Annotated in this window: 11 protein-coding genes; 3 read left to right on the forward strand and 8 right to left on the reverse strand. The window is 69.7% G+C overall.

What is annotated here, in order from left to right; all coding sequences use genetic code 11:
- Positions 1 to 9: 9 nt before the first annotated feature.
- Positions 10 to 3,381: a P-loop NTPase fold protein gene (locus DV20_RS31770; protein ID WP_152603780.1), complete on the forward strand. Its 3,372-nt coding sequence runs from the start codon at positions 10 to 12 to the stop codon at positions 3,379 to 3,381.
- 189 nt (positions 3,382 to 3,570) lie between these two features.
- Here the strand turns inward: DV20_RS31770 and DV20_RS31775 are convergent, their stop codons facing one another.
- The 4 genes from DV20_RS31775 to DV20_RS31790 all read right to left on the reverse strand — a co-directional run bounded on the left by DV20_RS31775 (position 3,571) and on the right by DV20_RS31790 (position 6,589).
- Positions 3,571 to 4,443, reverse strand: coding sequence for a S1 family peptidase (locus DV20_RS31775; RefSeq protein ID WP_235191030.1), 873 nt, complete (start codon positions 4,441 to 4,443; stop codon positions 3,571 to 3,573).
- Positions 4,444 to 4,543: 100 nt separating this feature from the next.
- Entirely contained in the window at positions 4,544 to 5,422 is an 879-nt protein-coding gene (locus DV20_RS31780; protein ID WP_043786740.1) for a CU044_5270 family protein, read from the reverse strand.
- The gene (locus DV20_RS31785) at positions 5,415 to 6,005 is read right to left on the reverse strand and encodes an RNA polymerase sigma factor (RefSeq protein WP_043786742.1); all 591 of its coding nucleotides are present in this window, start codon (positions 6,003 to 6,005) and stop codon (positions 5,415 to 5,417) included. Before DV20_RS31785 ends, DV20_RS31780 begins: the two co-directional genes overlap by 8 nt.
- A 101-nt stretch (positions 6,006 to 6,106) precedes the next feature.
- On the reverse strand, positions 6,107 to 6,589 hold the full coding sequence (locus DV20_RS31790) for a MarR family winged helix-turn-helix transcriptional regulator (protein ID WP_043786743.1): 483 nt from the start codon (positions 6,587 to 6,589) through the stop codon (positions 6,107 to 6,109).
- An 84-nt stretch (positions 6,590 to 6,673) separates the two neighbouring features.
- Here DV20_RS31790 and DV20_RS31795 point away from each other — a divergent pair, with 84 nt between their 5' ends.
- Positions 6,674 to 7,288 carry a GTP cyclohydrolase II gene (locus tag DV20_RS31795; RefSeq protein ID WP_043786744.1) on the forward strand — a complete coding sequence of 205 codons (615 nt, stop codon included), beginning with the start codon at positions 6,674 to 6,676 and terminating at the stop codon, positions 7,286 to 7,288.
- 323 nt (positions 7,289 to 7,611) lie between these two features.
- Here the strand turns inward: DV20_RS31795 and DV20_RS31800 are convergent, their stop codons facing one another.
- The 4 genes from DV20_RS31800 to DV20_RS31815 form a co-directional block, all read right to left on the reverse strand.
- Positions 7,612 to 7,956 carry a hypothetical protein gene (locus DV20_RS31800; RefSeq protein ID WP_043786745.1) on the reverse strand — a complete coding sequence of 115 codons (345 nt, stop codon included), beginning with the start codon at positions 7,954 to 7,956 and terminating at the stop codon, positions 7,612 to 7,614.
- A gap of 142 nt (positions 7,957 to 8,098) precedes the next feature.
- Positions 8,099 to 11,242 carry a family 43 glycosylhydrolase gene (locus DV20_RS31805; protein ID WP_043786747.1) on the reverse strand — a complete coding sequence of 1,048 codons (3,144 nt, stop codon included), beginning with the start codon at positions 11,240 to 11,242 and terminating at the stop codon, positions 8,099 to 8,101.
- Between the two features lie 96 nt (positions 11,243 to 11,338).
- Positions 11,339 to 12,313 (reverse strand): hypothetical protein, encoded by a 975-nt coding sequence (locus DV20_RS31810; RefSeq protein ID WP_043786750.1) that lies wholly within the window; start codon positions 12,311 to 12,313, stop codon positions 11,339 to 11,341.
- On the reverse strand, positions 12,310 to 12,891 hold the full coding sequence (locus DV20_RS31815) for a TetR/AcrR family transcriptional regulator (protein WP_043786751.1): 582 nt from the start codon (positions 12,889 to 12,891) through the stop codon (positions 12,310 to 12,312). Before DV20_RS31815 ends, DV20_RS31810 begins: the two co-directional genes overlap by 4 nt.
- A gap of 60 nt (positions 12,892 to 12,951) precedes the next feature.
- Here DV20_RS31815 and DV20_RS31820 point away from each other — a divergent pair, with 60 nt between their 5' ends.
- Positions 12,952 to 13,950: a hypothetical protein gene (locus DV20_RS31820; protein WP_043786752.1), complete on the forward strand. Its 999-nt coding sequence runs from the start codon at positions 12,952 to 12,954 to the stop codon at positions 13,948 to 13,950.
- Positions 13,951 to 13,959: the final 9 nt, after the last annotated feature.

Raw genomic sequence — 13,959 nt, forward strand, 5'->3', positions numbered from 1 at the left:
GGACTGTCAGTGCCCGAAGATCGACGTAGGGGTGTCGAGAACCTCCTTCGTGACCTGGTCAGGACCGATGCGCTGCTCAGTGAAGCGCTAACCGGCCCGGACGGCACCTCGCGGGTGCTGACGGCCGTGGTGGTCGCGGATCTGGTGGGGAGCGCGCCGCGCGAGGCGCTGGACGCGATCACCGACGGGCCGGGTGACCTGGGAATCGATGCGGTGGCGATCAAGCCCGACACGTCCCAGGTCTGGCTGATCGGCGTTTCCTGGGCAGATGGGCGGACCGGCCACATCGCCAATGGAACCGCGAAGCTGATCAAGGCAGCGCAGGGATTCTTGAGTGATCGTCTACAAGGCACGTCGACAGTCCTCGAGCAGCGGCTGAACAGCGCCAAGCAGATCCTCGCCGAACCGACCGCCACTTTGACCGTCATCTATGTATATCCAGGGCCGCCGGTCTCCAGTCCGCGTCACGCTGATCTCACCGCAGACCTTCGGGCCGCCGCGGGCAATACGACGGCTTACTTCGCGGTCATGGACGCCGACGGAGTCGAACGCGCTATCGGGCGCTTGACCAGTCGCCAGCCGCCTCCGACGGAAGCCGCTGACTCGGTTGGCAGCGAGCGGCCCATCGACGCGCTGGCTACGACTCTGACGGGCCAGGAAACATGGTCAGGCAGCCTAGATGGTGTGCTGCAGCGCTTCATCAGCCAGACCGCCGAGCGATTCGACATCCTCGAGACCAATCAAGCGATCGTCTCGATCGCCATCACCGGGGACGGCCGGGAAGCGCTTTGCGGCGACCGCGATGGTGGCATTAGCCGATGGGACCTGGTCGAGAAACGGCGAACCGGCCGGATTGACAGGGCACACGGCGGCGCGGTTACCGCGATCCGCTATCTCGCGGCCGGGAGGGCGGCGCTGTCCGCGGGAACAGACGGCAGACTGCGTAGATGGGTACTAGACACCGGCGTTGAAACCAGAGGCGACCACCATATTGAGGTTTCGAAGCAGGAAATCTATGCCTTTGCTGTCACCCCGGACGAAAGCCATGTCATCACCGGTGGTGCCGACGGTGCTCTGCGCAAGTACAACCTGGCCAACGACCAGCAGATAGGCAAAGACTGGCGTGGGCATCACAAGCAGATCAATGCGATCGCCATGGCCCCCGACGGGTTGGAGGTCGTCTCCGCAAGCGACGACGGCACGGTGTGCCGGTGGCGTCTCGCCGACGGTGAACCGCTGGGATTGCCGATGGCGGGGCACGATGGCTACGCCAACGCGGTGACCTATGCCGCTGGCGGCGCTGTTCTCGTCTCCGTGGGCGCAGACGGACGCATCATCTCGTGGAACCGTGAAACCGGAGAACAACTGGAGCGGGTCGGAGACCATGGCGCGCCGCTGCACTGTGTGGTCCCGTTGCCATCTGGCACCACCGGTCTGGCCGCTGGCGACGGTGGCTTGGTCCGCTGGTCACTCAACGAACTTCCGCCGACCCGCCCGGACGAGCCGATGTTCGAGCAGTTCGCGAACGTCGCAACCGACAAGCACAGCAGCGCCGACTCGTTGAGCATGGCGGCAGACGTCCGGCGGATGGCGCTGTTGCTCGGCGCTCGAGAGGTCGCGCCGCCACTGTCTATCGCCCTCATGGGCAACTGGGGAGCCGGCAAGTCAAGCTTCATGAGTCAACTCAGCGACCAGGTAAACGCGCTAGCGGCCCGCTCGGCGCGTACACCTGGGCAGGGGCGGTTCGTTTCACACGTTCGCCAGGTGTGGTTCAACGCCTGGCACTACAGCGATGACCACCTTTGGGTCGGGCTCGTCGAGCACCTGTTCCAAGGACTCACTCAAACCGGTGGGTCGCCAGTCGCCAATCCGGATCGCCGAGTCGAGTTGGAAACCGAACTCGCCGCAAATAAGGCGGATAAAGAGCGCATCTCGGCCGACCTCGTCGCCATAGACAGAGTCGACGTCCGGTCCGGGTGGCTGGCGTCATTGCGTGCACCGTTCCGGAGCGCGCGTGTCGCGGTAGCGGCGGCCAAGGGATTGTTGCGCGAGTTGCGTAGGCTCCGGGCCTGGCTCACGATCCTGGTGATCGTCGCTGGCATTCTCGGTATCGTCCTCGGAGTCCACTTCGCTAAGGACCTGATCGCAGTAGCGGGAGGGTTGATCACGTCCGTTGGCGCGTATTTGGGCCCTGTCCGGGTAGTGAAGCAGAAGATGGCGGAGTGGGCCGAACAGGCGCACAAGAAGCTGGTCGAGGAGAAAGCCAGCATCGACCGGAAGATCCAGGATTGTGAGCGGGAACTGGATCGCATCGCCCCTGACCGCCGGCTCGCGTCGTTGCTCGCCGACCTCGCGGACTCTGCCCGCTACGAGGCGTATCGCGGTCTTGTCGGCCGAATCCACCGCGACCTGAGGCAACTCGATCAAGCCCTCGTGGAGGCCCGTAAAGCTTGGAATGCCGACGTCGGCGCGCCGCCACTGGAGCGCATCGTGTTATATGTGGATGATCTCGACCGCTGTCCGCCCGACCGCGTGATGAACGTGCTGCAGGCACTGAACCTGCTGCTCACCATGGACCTGTTCATGGTGGTCGTCGCGGTTGATCCGCGGTGGCTCACCGCGTCGATCAGGAAGCATGTCACCACGTCGTTCGCAACGGGTACCGAAGATGACGAAGAGCCGGTTGCCCCGCTGGAGTACCTGGATAAGATCTTTCACATCCCGTTTACCATCCGCCCCATGGGGAGTCACGCAGGGCGCTACATGCGAGATCTGCTTCCCGCTGTTGCTGACCCGCCCGCTGGAGAGAGGGAAGACGAGACTCCCCATGCCGCGGCCGTGGAACCGGCGAAACAAAACGTTTCGGTGCCGACTGAACTGGACGACCGAGAACCGGCGCCTGCTTCGACGGATCCGCTGGTTGATGTCGCGACTGCGTTGTCCGAGGTTGAAAACGAAGCCGAAGACGTGGTACCCGACCCAGAGCAGCTCCTGATCACCATGGCTGAGCAGGACTTCCTTGCCGAAATCAGCAGGTTCCTGCCGACGCCGCGATCGGTCAAAAAGTTCAGCAACCTTTATCGACTGCTGCGCCTGTCTGTCCCGCCCAATCGGATCAGCGAGTTCGCTGTGCACACGCACCGGCCCGCAGCGGTATTGCTAGCTGTGCTCGTGAAGGAGCCAAAAGAAGCCAAGGAAGTGCTGCAACAAGTTAATGTCTTACCCGACGACGGCGACGTCGTGGCTGCACTCGCTTCCGTTCTACCCATTGACGGACTTGTGGAACTGCACGATGTGAGGGTAACCGACTACAAGAAGTGGACGAAGCGGGTCGCCCGGTTTGGGTTCGAGACCTACATGCACTTCGAGGACCGGGACTGACGAGACGTCTGCGGCAGGTACCTTCACGTTCGCGTACTCAGATCTTGACGGTCGCCTCGGCACGACGATGCTGCTGGGTTTATGGCAGAGGCGGCGCGAGTTGTAGGCGGGTGATTAGTGCGCGAGTCGCCCCAACGATACCTCCTCATCTACGGCACGTCGGTGCCCGGTCACCACGCGTCCGGGGGCTCAGCCGATTTGTTCGCGGATCCAGTTCGCCACGACGTCCACCCGCGCGATCGTCTCGGGCCCGGGCTGCGGGCACGGCGGCCCGGTGTTGACGATGGCCACCAGTGTTCCGGTGCGGTCGTCGTCCGACACGAAGAACGGGCCGCCGGAGTCTTCGGGGCACGGGCCGTTCTCGACCGTGCGCCGGCCGACCGGCTGGGCCTCCAGGGTCGACTGGTTGATGCCCGACACCGTGAACCGTCCGCGTTTGAGGTGGTCGGACGGTCCGAGCACGGTCGCCGAATGCGAACCCCAGCCGGCGAACTGCAGCTGCTTCCCGATCGAGGGCCGGGTCGGGGCCAGTGCCACCGGGACGATGTCGTCGATCGGGGTGCCGAGCTTGGCCACGGCGAGGTCGTTGACCGGCGACTGCCGCACGTCGACGACCTCGGTCGTGTAGCCGCCGGGGTCGGTGTCCTTGAGCCGCCCGACGGTGACGGTCATCGTGTACGGCGGCCGCCCGCCGATCCGGGCGTCCTTCAGGTCGTGGAAGCAGTGCCCGGCGGTGACGATCCACTGCGGCGCGACCAGCGCTCCGCTGCAGGCACCGCTGCGCACCCCGCCGCCCGGGACGGGGATGTCGTCGGAGGTCAGCTTCGCGTTGAACGGCAGGACCGGGTTCGGCGCCGGCCGGGCGGGTGTGGTGGTCACCGGCGGCGGAGCCGCCGCGGCGGTGTCGGGCAGGCCGGTCCCGCCGGCGGCCGCGGCGAGGATGGGGCCCGCGGCCGTCGCGCCGGTCGCGGCGTGGGCGAACGCCAGGCCGGCGCCCGCCAGCACCGCGACCGCCACCGCCCGGGCCCGGAACTGCCGTCGTCGATCCGAAGAGGTCCTCACACCTCTAATGCACGAGTGAGAGCCCGGAATGGTTGCGAAGACCGGCCGGCTCGCGCGTTCGCGCCGGTGGCGGGCCCGTCGGGTCCCCGCGGGCCGGCCGTCAGGGGCGCTGCCCCACCTCGTCGACGTAGGTCTTCACCGTCACCGCGCTGTCGGTCGTGCCCAGGAACTGGTAGGTGGTGGCGTCGAAGACCAGCACGACCGGCTTCGCCTTCGGGCTCGAGCCGGGCGGCACCGGGAACGTGATGCCGACGCCCGGGCGGCCGGCGCCGTCGGTGACGTGGTCGAGGGCCGTCAGTCCCGGCACCCGCGCCGCCGCCTCGAACAGCGCCGCGTAGGACGCCGGCTGGAGGACCTGCTCGTAGGCGAGGTTGTAGACGCTCTTGCCCATCGCGTTGACGTCGCCCTTCCGGCCACCGGGCTGGGACTCGAGGTAGGCGAGCATCGCGTCGGCCGTCGTCGGCAGGTCCGTCCGGTAGGCCGGCCGGGGTGCGCAGTCCTGGAGCGTCCCTTCCTTGCGCGGGTCGTTCGTGCCGTACATCGGCGCCTTGCCGTTGCGGCAGCCGCCGTCCTTGACGCCGCCGATCAGGCTGTCGCGGGTGCCGTCGATCGAAAACCAGACCTCGCGGACGTGGTGGTCCGGCTGCTCTGTCCGCACGTACAGGAACTGGTCGGGACGCGGCGGCTTGGCCGGTTCCTTCAGCGCGCTGCTCGCCGCGGCGGTCAGCACCTTGACCGGGTCGGCGTGCGCCACCGCGGGCCCGATGCCGACCTGGTCGGCGGGCGCGAGCGCGACCACGGCGGTGATCGCCGCGGCCAGGCCGATCGAGGCGCCGGCGGCCCAGAACCAGCGGCGCGGCCGGTGCCGCCGTTCGCCGCGCGCGGCGGCCAGCAGCCGTTCGCGGGCGGGGGCGAGCTGCTCCGGCGGTGCGAAGCCGACGGTTTCCGCGCGGTCGCGGATCAGATCCAGTTCATCCATGATCCGAGGTCTCCTTCACGAGGTCGAAGGCGCCGAGCTCGGCGCGGACGCGGCCGCGAGCCCGGTTGAGCCGTGATTTGACGGTGCCGACGGGAATGCCGAGCGCTTCGGCGACTTCCTGGTAGCCGAGGCCTTCCGCGGCCACGAGCAGCAGCACGTCCCGTTCGCGCGGCCGCAGGGCGGCCACTGCCCGGTCGAGCCGTTTGCCGAGGGCCTGGGCGCTGACCTGGTCGGCCACCCGGTCGGCGTGCCCTTCCTCGGCGGCCGGCGGCCCGACGGCCAGCCGGAGCTTCAGCTCGCGCACCTCGGTCCGCCGCTGCCGCGAGATCAGGTTCGTGGCGATGCCGTAGAGCCACGGCCGCGCGTCGGACCGGGCCGGGTCGAACTTCGCGCGCTTGTCGAAGGCGATGAGGAAGGTGTCCGCCAGGACGTCGTCCGCCGCCGCCGGGCCCAGGCGCCGGGCCAGGTAGCGGTGGATGTGCCGCGAATGGCGGTCGAAGATCACCGCGAACAGGCTCGGCTCGTCCCGCGACCGCGCCATCACGCTCGCGTCGTCGTCGGAATCGTTGTCTTCCGGGGTCATCGCCCGCCTTCCGATCCAGCCGGTGTCATCGGCTGTTCCCGGGCGGCGGGCCACGGGTTCCGGAATTCCGGGGGATCAGCGGCGAAAGTGGCGCAGGTCACTCACGAGCAGCCGTCGGTGGTGTCCCCGGTCGCGAGCATGCGGCGGTTCGCCTCGCCGAGGCCGTCGGCCAGCGCGTGCAGCTGGTCCGGGGTGAGGACGTCGATCAGCAGCTCGCGGACCAGGGCGACGTGCCCGGGCGCGGCCTGCTCCAGCAGGGCCGTGCCCTCGTCGGTCAGCACGGCGTAGACGGCACGGGGGTCGCTTTCGCACGCGCGGCGGCGCACCAGGCCGGCTCGCTCCAGCTGGCTGATCTGGTAGGTCAGCCCGCTCTTGGAGTTCGACACGGCGCAGGCGAGCTCGGCCATCCGCAGTTCGCGGTCCGGGGCGCCGCTGAGCCGGGCGAGGATCACGTACTGCAGGTGCGAGATGCCGGAGTCCTGCTTGAGCTGCTGGTCCAGGCGCCGGTTGAGCAGCTCGTAGGTGCCGAGGAACGCGTTCCAGGCGCGCTTCTCCTCGGCGTTCAGCCACCGCGGACGACCCATGTCACAACCGTACCTGTTGTTCAAATTCGAACTCAAGGGGTACGGTCGGATCAGGTTCAAATTTGAACGACAACTGGAGCCGCCATGATCCCCGCCGCCACCGTCCGCACCCGCGTGCGGGTCCCGCTGCGCTTCGCCGACGGCTACTCGGCCTCGGCCGAAGTCGTCACCTTCGACGGCCTGGCCGACGGCGGCGAGCACCTCGCGCTCGTGTTCGGCGACCCGGTCCGGCCGCTGGTGCGGATGCATTCGGAGTGCCTGACCGGCGACGTGTTCGGTTCCGCCCGCTGCGACTGCGGGCCGCAGCTGCGCGAGGCCGTGGAACGGATCGACCGGGCCGGCGGCGTCCTGCTCTACCTGCGCCAGGAGGGCCGGGGCATCGGCCTCTACGCCAAGCTCGACGCCTACGCGCTGCAGGACGCCGGGCTCGACACCTACCAGGCGAACACCGCGCTGGGCCTGCCCGAGGACGCCCGCGACTACACCGCGGCGGCCCAGATGCTCGCCGCGCTGGGCATCACGAAGGTGGACCTGCTCACCAACAACCCCGACAAGGTCCGGCAGCTGCGCGACCGGGGCGTCACGGTCGCCGCCACCCTGCCCACCGGCGTGCACGCGACCCCGGACAACCTGCGGTACCTCGACGCCAAGGTCCGGTACACCCGGCACACGCTGGCCCTGCCCGAACTGGCCGGGTGAGGCCGGTTCCGCTGTCAGGGTCGGACCGTGTCGGAGGCGCCGCGACCGATCCGGGGGCTCGCGTGCGGCTGAAGCCGCCCCGACCGGACGACACGCGTACCTGGGTGGACGACACGCGTACCTGGGTGGACGACACGCGTACGTGGGTGGACGACACGATGGGCGGTGGGGTCGTCGCCGTGTCGTCCGACTGGGTACGCGTGTCGTCCGGCGGCCTCAGCGCCGTGAAGCCACCGTCGCCAGCTGCTCCGTGATCTCGGCCAGCAGGTCGGTCGCCGCGTCGCCCAGTGCGGCCAGGTCGGCCAGGGTCGTTTCCGCGGTCTCTACGGGCACAGCTCCTCCTCCAGGGCCTCGTGGCGGGCGACGACGGCTTCGGCGAAGGCCGTGTGCACGCGGAGGTACTCGTCGCGGCCGACCGCCGTGTCGGCCCATTCGTGCCAGCGGATGTGTGCTTCGGCGACGTCGACCTTCGCGGCCGCCGCCACCGTGGCCGGGGACGTGCCGGCGAGGATCGCGTGGTGCATCAGGGACGGCGAGGAGCGCCGGGCGAGCTCGGCCAGCGCGGCGAGGCGGGAGAGCTCCGAAAGCGTGTCGGACGTGACCGGACGCGGGCGCGGCCGGGGGACCGGACGCGAGTTCCCGAGGTTGTCGGCCAGGACGCTGGTCATCAAACGACTCCTGAGGCGGAAAGCAGCTGGAGCAACCCGAACGGCGGATGTTTACCCCGGCCCAGCCGGGGTAAACACCTCTGCTCGTGATCTCCGTCTCACCGCATCGGGTGGACCACCCGGACGAGTGGCCCCACCCGGCTCAGCTCGCCCGGACCGCCCCGCAGTGCCACGGGATCCGCTGCGGCCGGACGCTTTCCAGCGTCGGGACGACCGGGGCGATCGTGCCGTCGCGGCGGAACGTCAGCTTGTCGATCGTCGTCTCGCGGTGGGTGCCGTCGCCTCCCGGGATGCCGAAGCGGTGGTAGGCGAGGTACCAGTCGTCGGTGCCCGGGACCTGCAGCATCGAGCTGTGCCCGGTGCCGAGGACGCCGAGGTGGGCGTCCTTGCTCAGGATCAGGCCGCGGTTGGTGAACGGCCCGGTGGGGCTCGGCGCCGTGGCGTAGCCGACGCGGTAGTCCGGGCTGCGGGTGTCGTCGATGGACCAGCTGAGGTAGTACGTGCCCTTCCGCTCCACCATGAACAGCCCCTCTCGGAAGCCGTCCAGGCCGGTCAGGCGGGTGATCTTCGCCGGGTCGTAGGACACCATGTCGTCGTTGAGCGGGACGACGTAGGCGTTGCCGTTGCCCCAGTACAGGTACGGCTTTCCGGTGTGGTCGAGGAACACCGCCGGGTCGATGGCCTGGCCGCCGTCGGGGTTCTTCGCGATCAGCGGCCGGCCCGAGTCGACGAACGGCCCGGTCGGGGAGTCGCTCACCGCGACGCCGATCTTGGCCTCGGCGCAGAAGTAGAAGTAGTACTTCCCGCCGCGCTTCGCGATCGTCGGTGCCCAGGCGTTCTTGTCGGCCCAGCCGACGTCCTTGCCGAGGTCGAGGACGACGCCCTCGTCCGTCCAGTCGACGAGGTTCTTCGACGACCAGGCCGAGAACTTCGTCCCGCTCCAGCCGTCGAAGCCGTCGGTGGTCGGGTAGAGGTAGTAGGTGTCGCCGAACGCGACGATGTTCGGGTCGGCGTTGAAGCCCGGCAGCACCGGGCTGCGCACCTCGTGCGCCTCGACCGTCCACACGCGACGGTCACCGCCGGCCCCGGTGACGGTGAACTGCTTCGGCGAGCTGAGGTTGACGGCCTTCCCGTTGTCCGGCTTGATGGTCGCGCCCGGCGCCAGGCCGAACTTCGGCGCGAGCCGGCGCAGGTCGGTGCCCGGCTTGACCGGCAGCACGACCGTCCCGGCACCGGCGTCGACGACGGCCGGGGTCTTGAGCGCGTCGAGCTGCACCGAGCGGATCGCGGTGCTGTTCGACGGGAGGGTGGCGACCTCGGGCCCGGACAGCGCCCGGCTGTAGAGGCGGACGTCCTTCATCTTGCCCGTCAGGGTCTTGTCGCCCGCGTACACCGAGCGGCCGAGGTAGTTCGCCGCCGTGACACCGCCGCCGAGGTCGGCGGGCTTGATGGTGGCGTTGGTGTTGCGGCCCACCTCGACGCCGTCGAGGTAGAGCACCTCGACGCCGGTGCCGACGGTGAGCGTCACGTTCTTCCACACCCCGCGCGGCAGCCCGCCGCCGGCGTCCGCCGCCTGCTCGGTGGTCCAGTTGCCGGTGGCGATGGCGCCGCGGAAGCCGCCGCTCGCGGTGCCGCCGGTGGTGAACAGGTAGCCGTTGCCGGTGCCGTCCTTCGCCGTGTTGCCCAGGCCCCACAGGAAGTACGGCGTCTGCTGGTTCTCCTCGACCAGGACGTCGGCCGACACGGTGGCCGCGGCCGCTCCGGTCAGCAGGTTGTTCGGCAGCTGGACGTGCCCGTTCCTGCCGCCGAAGGCCAGCGCGCCGCCGGCCCAGGAGACGTCACCGGCGAGGGCGCCGTCGTAGCCGTGCCCGGTGGTGTCGGCGGCGACCGTGCCCGACTTCGCGTCGAGCGGCCAGTGCGCGACGAGCCCGTTGGCGTCGGCCTTCACCGGCGCCGGGGGCGCGCTCAGCCGGTTCATTTCGGCCTGCGTGACCGGCAGGACGGTGCCGTGGCGCGGCGAGGCGGGCAGGTGCGCGTCGGCCGACATGGTCCACTTGCCCGAGTTCAGGTCGGTGGTCTCGAACGGGACGTAGCCGCGGCCCCCGAACTCGTCGATGAACAGGTACCACTTGTCCTCGGTGTTGGACTTGAACCCGGTCGGCCCTTCGCCCGCGGAGAGGCCGGGGCTGGTCGCCGTGGCCTTGCCGATGCAGTCGGCGACGAAGCCGTAGTGCGGGTCGAGCAGGTCGGTGGCCTTCTCCTCGGTGATGAACTTGCTGCACGGCGTCGAGGAGGTGTTGTTGCGCTCGTCCTTGGTGAAGCGGTAGTAGGTGTCCTGGTTCTTGATGACCGTCGAGTCGATCACCGAGTAGCCCGGGTCGATCCACACCTGCGGCGCGCTGAAGGTGACGAAGTCGCGCGTGGTCGCGTACATCATCCGGTTGTAGCTGTCCCCGAGGTGGTTCGGGTCGTTCTCCGCGTACAGCTTCGAGGCCCAGTAGACGACGTAGGTCCCGCGCTTGGCGTCCCAGAAGGCCTCCGGGGCCCACGTGTTGCCCGCGGTCGGCGGCGACACCTGGACGCTGCGCTGGCGCGACCAGTGCGCCAGGTCGGTCGACTCCCAGACCATGATCGACCGGCTGCCGGTGCGCTGGGCGGCGTCCCAGCCGCGGCCGGCGTAGATCCGCAGGTCGGTGGCGAGCAGGTAGAACTTGTCGCCGTCGGGGGAGCGCAGGATGAACGGGTCGCGCACGCCCAGTTCGCCGAGGCTCGACTTGAGGATCGGCTGCCCGTTGTTGAGCTCGGTCCAGTTCAGCGGGTCGTTGCCCTTGCTGAGGGCCGAATAGATCTGCTCACCGTTGGAGGTGCCTTCGCCGGTGAAGTAGAAGAAACTGTAGCCGGCCAAGGGTTCCTGGACCGGCTTGGGAACCACGGTGGCCGTGAACCGCCGCGTGGTGCTCTCGCGGCCGAGGCTGACCTTCGCGGTCAGGACGACCTTCGCCGGGGCCGCGCCGGCCGCCGGCCGGGTGACCTCGCCGGTCGGGGTGATCACCGACGGCGCGGACGACGTCCAGGCGACGCTCGTGCCGTCCGGGCCGGTCGACGGCAGCGTGAGGTGGCCGCGGACGTCGTCGATGCCGGGCACGGACAGCGTGCTAGCGGCGGCGCGGACGCCGGAGCCGCTGTCGGCGGAGGGCGCCGCACCGGCACCGGGACCGCCGAGGGGGACGAGTGCGGCCGCGACGGCCAGCACGACGCCGAAACGGCGCGGGGAGAACAACTTCATCGTTGTCGGTTCCTTCGGGGCACGTCGGTGGACCAGCCCATGTTAACGTTAACATGATCCGGGGTACGCTGACTCTAGGTCGGCGTGGTCCGGTGGTCAAGAGCCTTGCGGATGGCGGCCCAGCTGCTCGGCGATCGCGTCCCGCGGGTACGGCGTCCGCCGGCTCTCGGTGTGGAGCGCGAAGTAGAAGTCGTTGACGACGGCGGCGAGCGGCGCGTACCGGCGGAGCACCGGAGCCTGGTGCGGCACTTCTCCGGCGGCGCACGCGCGGACGAAGTCGTTGCGGGTGCGCGGATCCGGCCACGCGCGCAAGCCGCGGACGTGCCGGTTGACCAGGTGGGTCAGGACGTAGGCCCGGTCGTGGCCGTCGTGCTCGGCGAGGAACCGGGCTTCGGCGTCGGAGAGGTCGAACTCCGGGGCCACGGCCAGGCCGAAGTCGGTGAGGTAGAGCCGTTCGCCGTCGGTGACGATGTTGGCGAAGTGCGCGTCGAAGTGCTGGACGCCGCGAGCGGCCAGGAAGTCGGTGATGTGCCGCAGGTCCCGCTCGAGCGGCAGGTCGTCGCCGGGCCATTCGGCGAGGCTGTGCGGCAGGTACTCGAGGAACAGCACGAGGTCGGTGGTGGCCGCGGCCAGCGCTTCCAGTCTTCGCCGCACGCCGGCGTCACCGTGCCAGAACGCGACGTCGGCCTCGATGTCGCCGCGCGGCCGGGGCAGACCGGGTGCGAGGCGCCAGTGGTGCAGGAGCGGGAAGTTGGCGCACTCGCCGCCGCGGACCCACGCGGTCGTCATGAGGTGGGCTTCCAGCTCACGCCAGGCTCCGCCGCCCGCGGACCCGACCCCGTAGTGCGACCACGGCGGCAGCCCGTAGAGGTCGGCGGTCGAGCGGGGGTTCGCCAGTTCGACGTCGGTGAGCGGGACGCGCTTGACGAAGACGGGCTCGCCGGCCACTCGCAGCAGCCAGGACGACCCGCCGATGCCGGTGCCGAGCGGCTGCGCCGAGGCCAGGAGGTCGTCGCCGGCGTCCGCCAGTGCGGCGGCGATCTTGCCGTGACGAGTGAGCCGGGACGTCATGCGCGCACCAGCGGCAGGTAGACGTCGTCGACGATCTCGACGAGCACCTCGTCGTCCACTGTGGTCAATCCACGGGTGAGGTATTCGTTGCGCAGCAGCACGAGGGCGACCGTGGCGACCCGCGGGCTCCGGGCGTCCGGGCGGGCCTCGCCGCGGTCCACCGCCTGCTCGACGACGGTGAGCCAGGGCGCGGCGCCCCCCTCGGCGGCCTGTTCGTGCAGCTGTTGACGGAGTTCGGGCTCGTCCCCGACACCGGTGAGGAGGCTGCGGAGGGCCCGCGCGGCGGGCGAGGTCTGGCCGCAGTTGATCGCCCGCAGCAGCGTCAGCGCGTCTTCCCGGAGGTCGCCGGTGCCGGGCGGCTTGAGCGTGTCCTCGGCCAGGTGGCGGTAGGCGGCGACGCCGAGCGCGGCACGGTTCGGCCAGCGGCGGTAGATCGTGTTCTTGTTCGTGCCGGCGCGGTGGGCGACGCGTTCCATGGTCAGGCCGGGGTAGCCGGCTTCGGCGAGTTCGGCCGCCGCCGCGCGCAGGATCGCCTCTTCCAGTTCGGTGCCCCGGCGCCGGGTCTTCGGTGTCGCCACGGCACCAGCCTAGCCGATCTAGGGTACGGTACGGACCGTACCTTAATGATCGGAGGAAGCATGCGGGCCAAGGGCATCGGTTATGACACGGGATTCGAGACGGACGGGCGGATCAACCGCCCGTTCGACCCCGAGCTCGTGCGGCGCGAGCTGGCGATCGTCCGCGACGACCTGCACTGCACCGCGGTGCGGCTGATCGGCACCGATCTCGACCGGATCGAGTTCGCCGCCGGCGCGGCGGCCGAGCTGGGCCTGGAGGTGTGGTTCTCGCCGTTCCCCTGCGACCGCGGCCCGGAGGAGCTGCTGTCCCTGTTCGCCGACGGCGCCGCCCGGGCCGAACGCCTTCGCGAGGCGGGCGCCGAGATCGTGTTCGTCGCCGGTGCCGAGCTGAGCCTGTTCTGCCACGGCTTCGTCCCGGGCGGCAGTCTCCCCGAGCGGCTGGAAAACCTCCTGGCCTCGCGGGAACTCGTGGCCGGGTTGCCGGACCGGATCAACGCGTTCCTGGCCCGCGCGGTCGAGGTGGTCCGGGCCCGCTTCGGCGGCCGCGTCACGTACGCGGCGATTCCCCTGGAGCGCGTCGACTGGACGCCCTTCGACATCGTCTCGGTGGACGCGCACCGTTCGAAGGAGGTCGAGCACGTCTACCGCGAGAGCGTCCGCGGCCTGGTCGCGGCGGGCAAACCGGTGGCGATCACGGAGTTCGGCGTGACGCCGTACCGCGGCGCGGCGGACCTGGGCGCCCGCTGCGGCGAAATCCTCGAGTACGAAGACGGCGTCCCGGTCCGGCTGAACGGCGACTACGTCCGTGACGAGGAGGAACAGGCTCGCTACCTGCGGGAACTGGTCGAGGTCTTCACGGCGGAAGGCGTCGACGCGGCTTTCGCCTGCACCTTCGCGTGCTACGGGCTGGTGCACCGAGCCGATCCCCGGACCGACCTGGACATGGCGAGCTGGGGCGTGGTGAAGGTGCTGGAAGAGGGGGCGGGGGAGACGTACCCGGGTGTCCCGTGGGCGCCGAAGGCGGCGTTCGGGGCGCTGGCCGAGTGTTATGCCGTCTGATGGATCGGT

The organism is Amycolatopsis rifamycinica, from assembly GCF_000695625.1.
In the GTDB taxonomy this organism is placed as follows: Bacteria; Actinomycetota; Actinomycetes; order Mycobacteriales; family Pseudonocardiaceae; genus Amycolatopsis; species Amycolatopsis rifamycinica.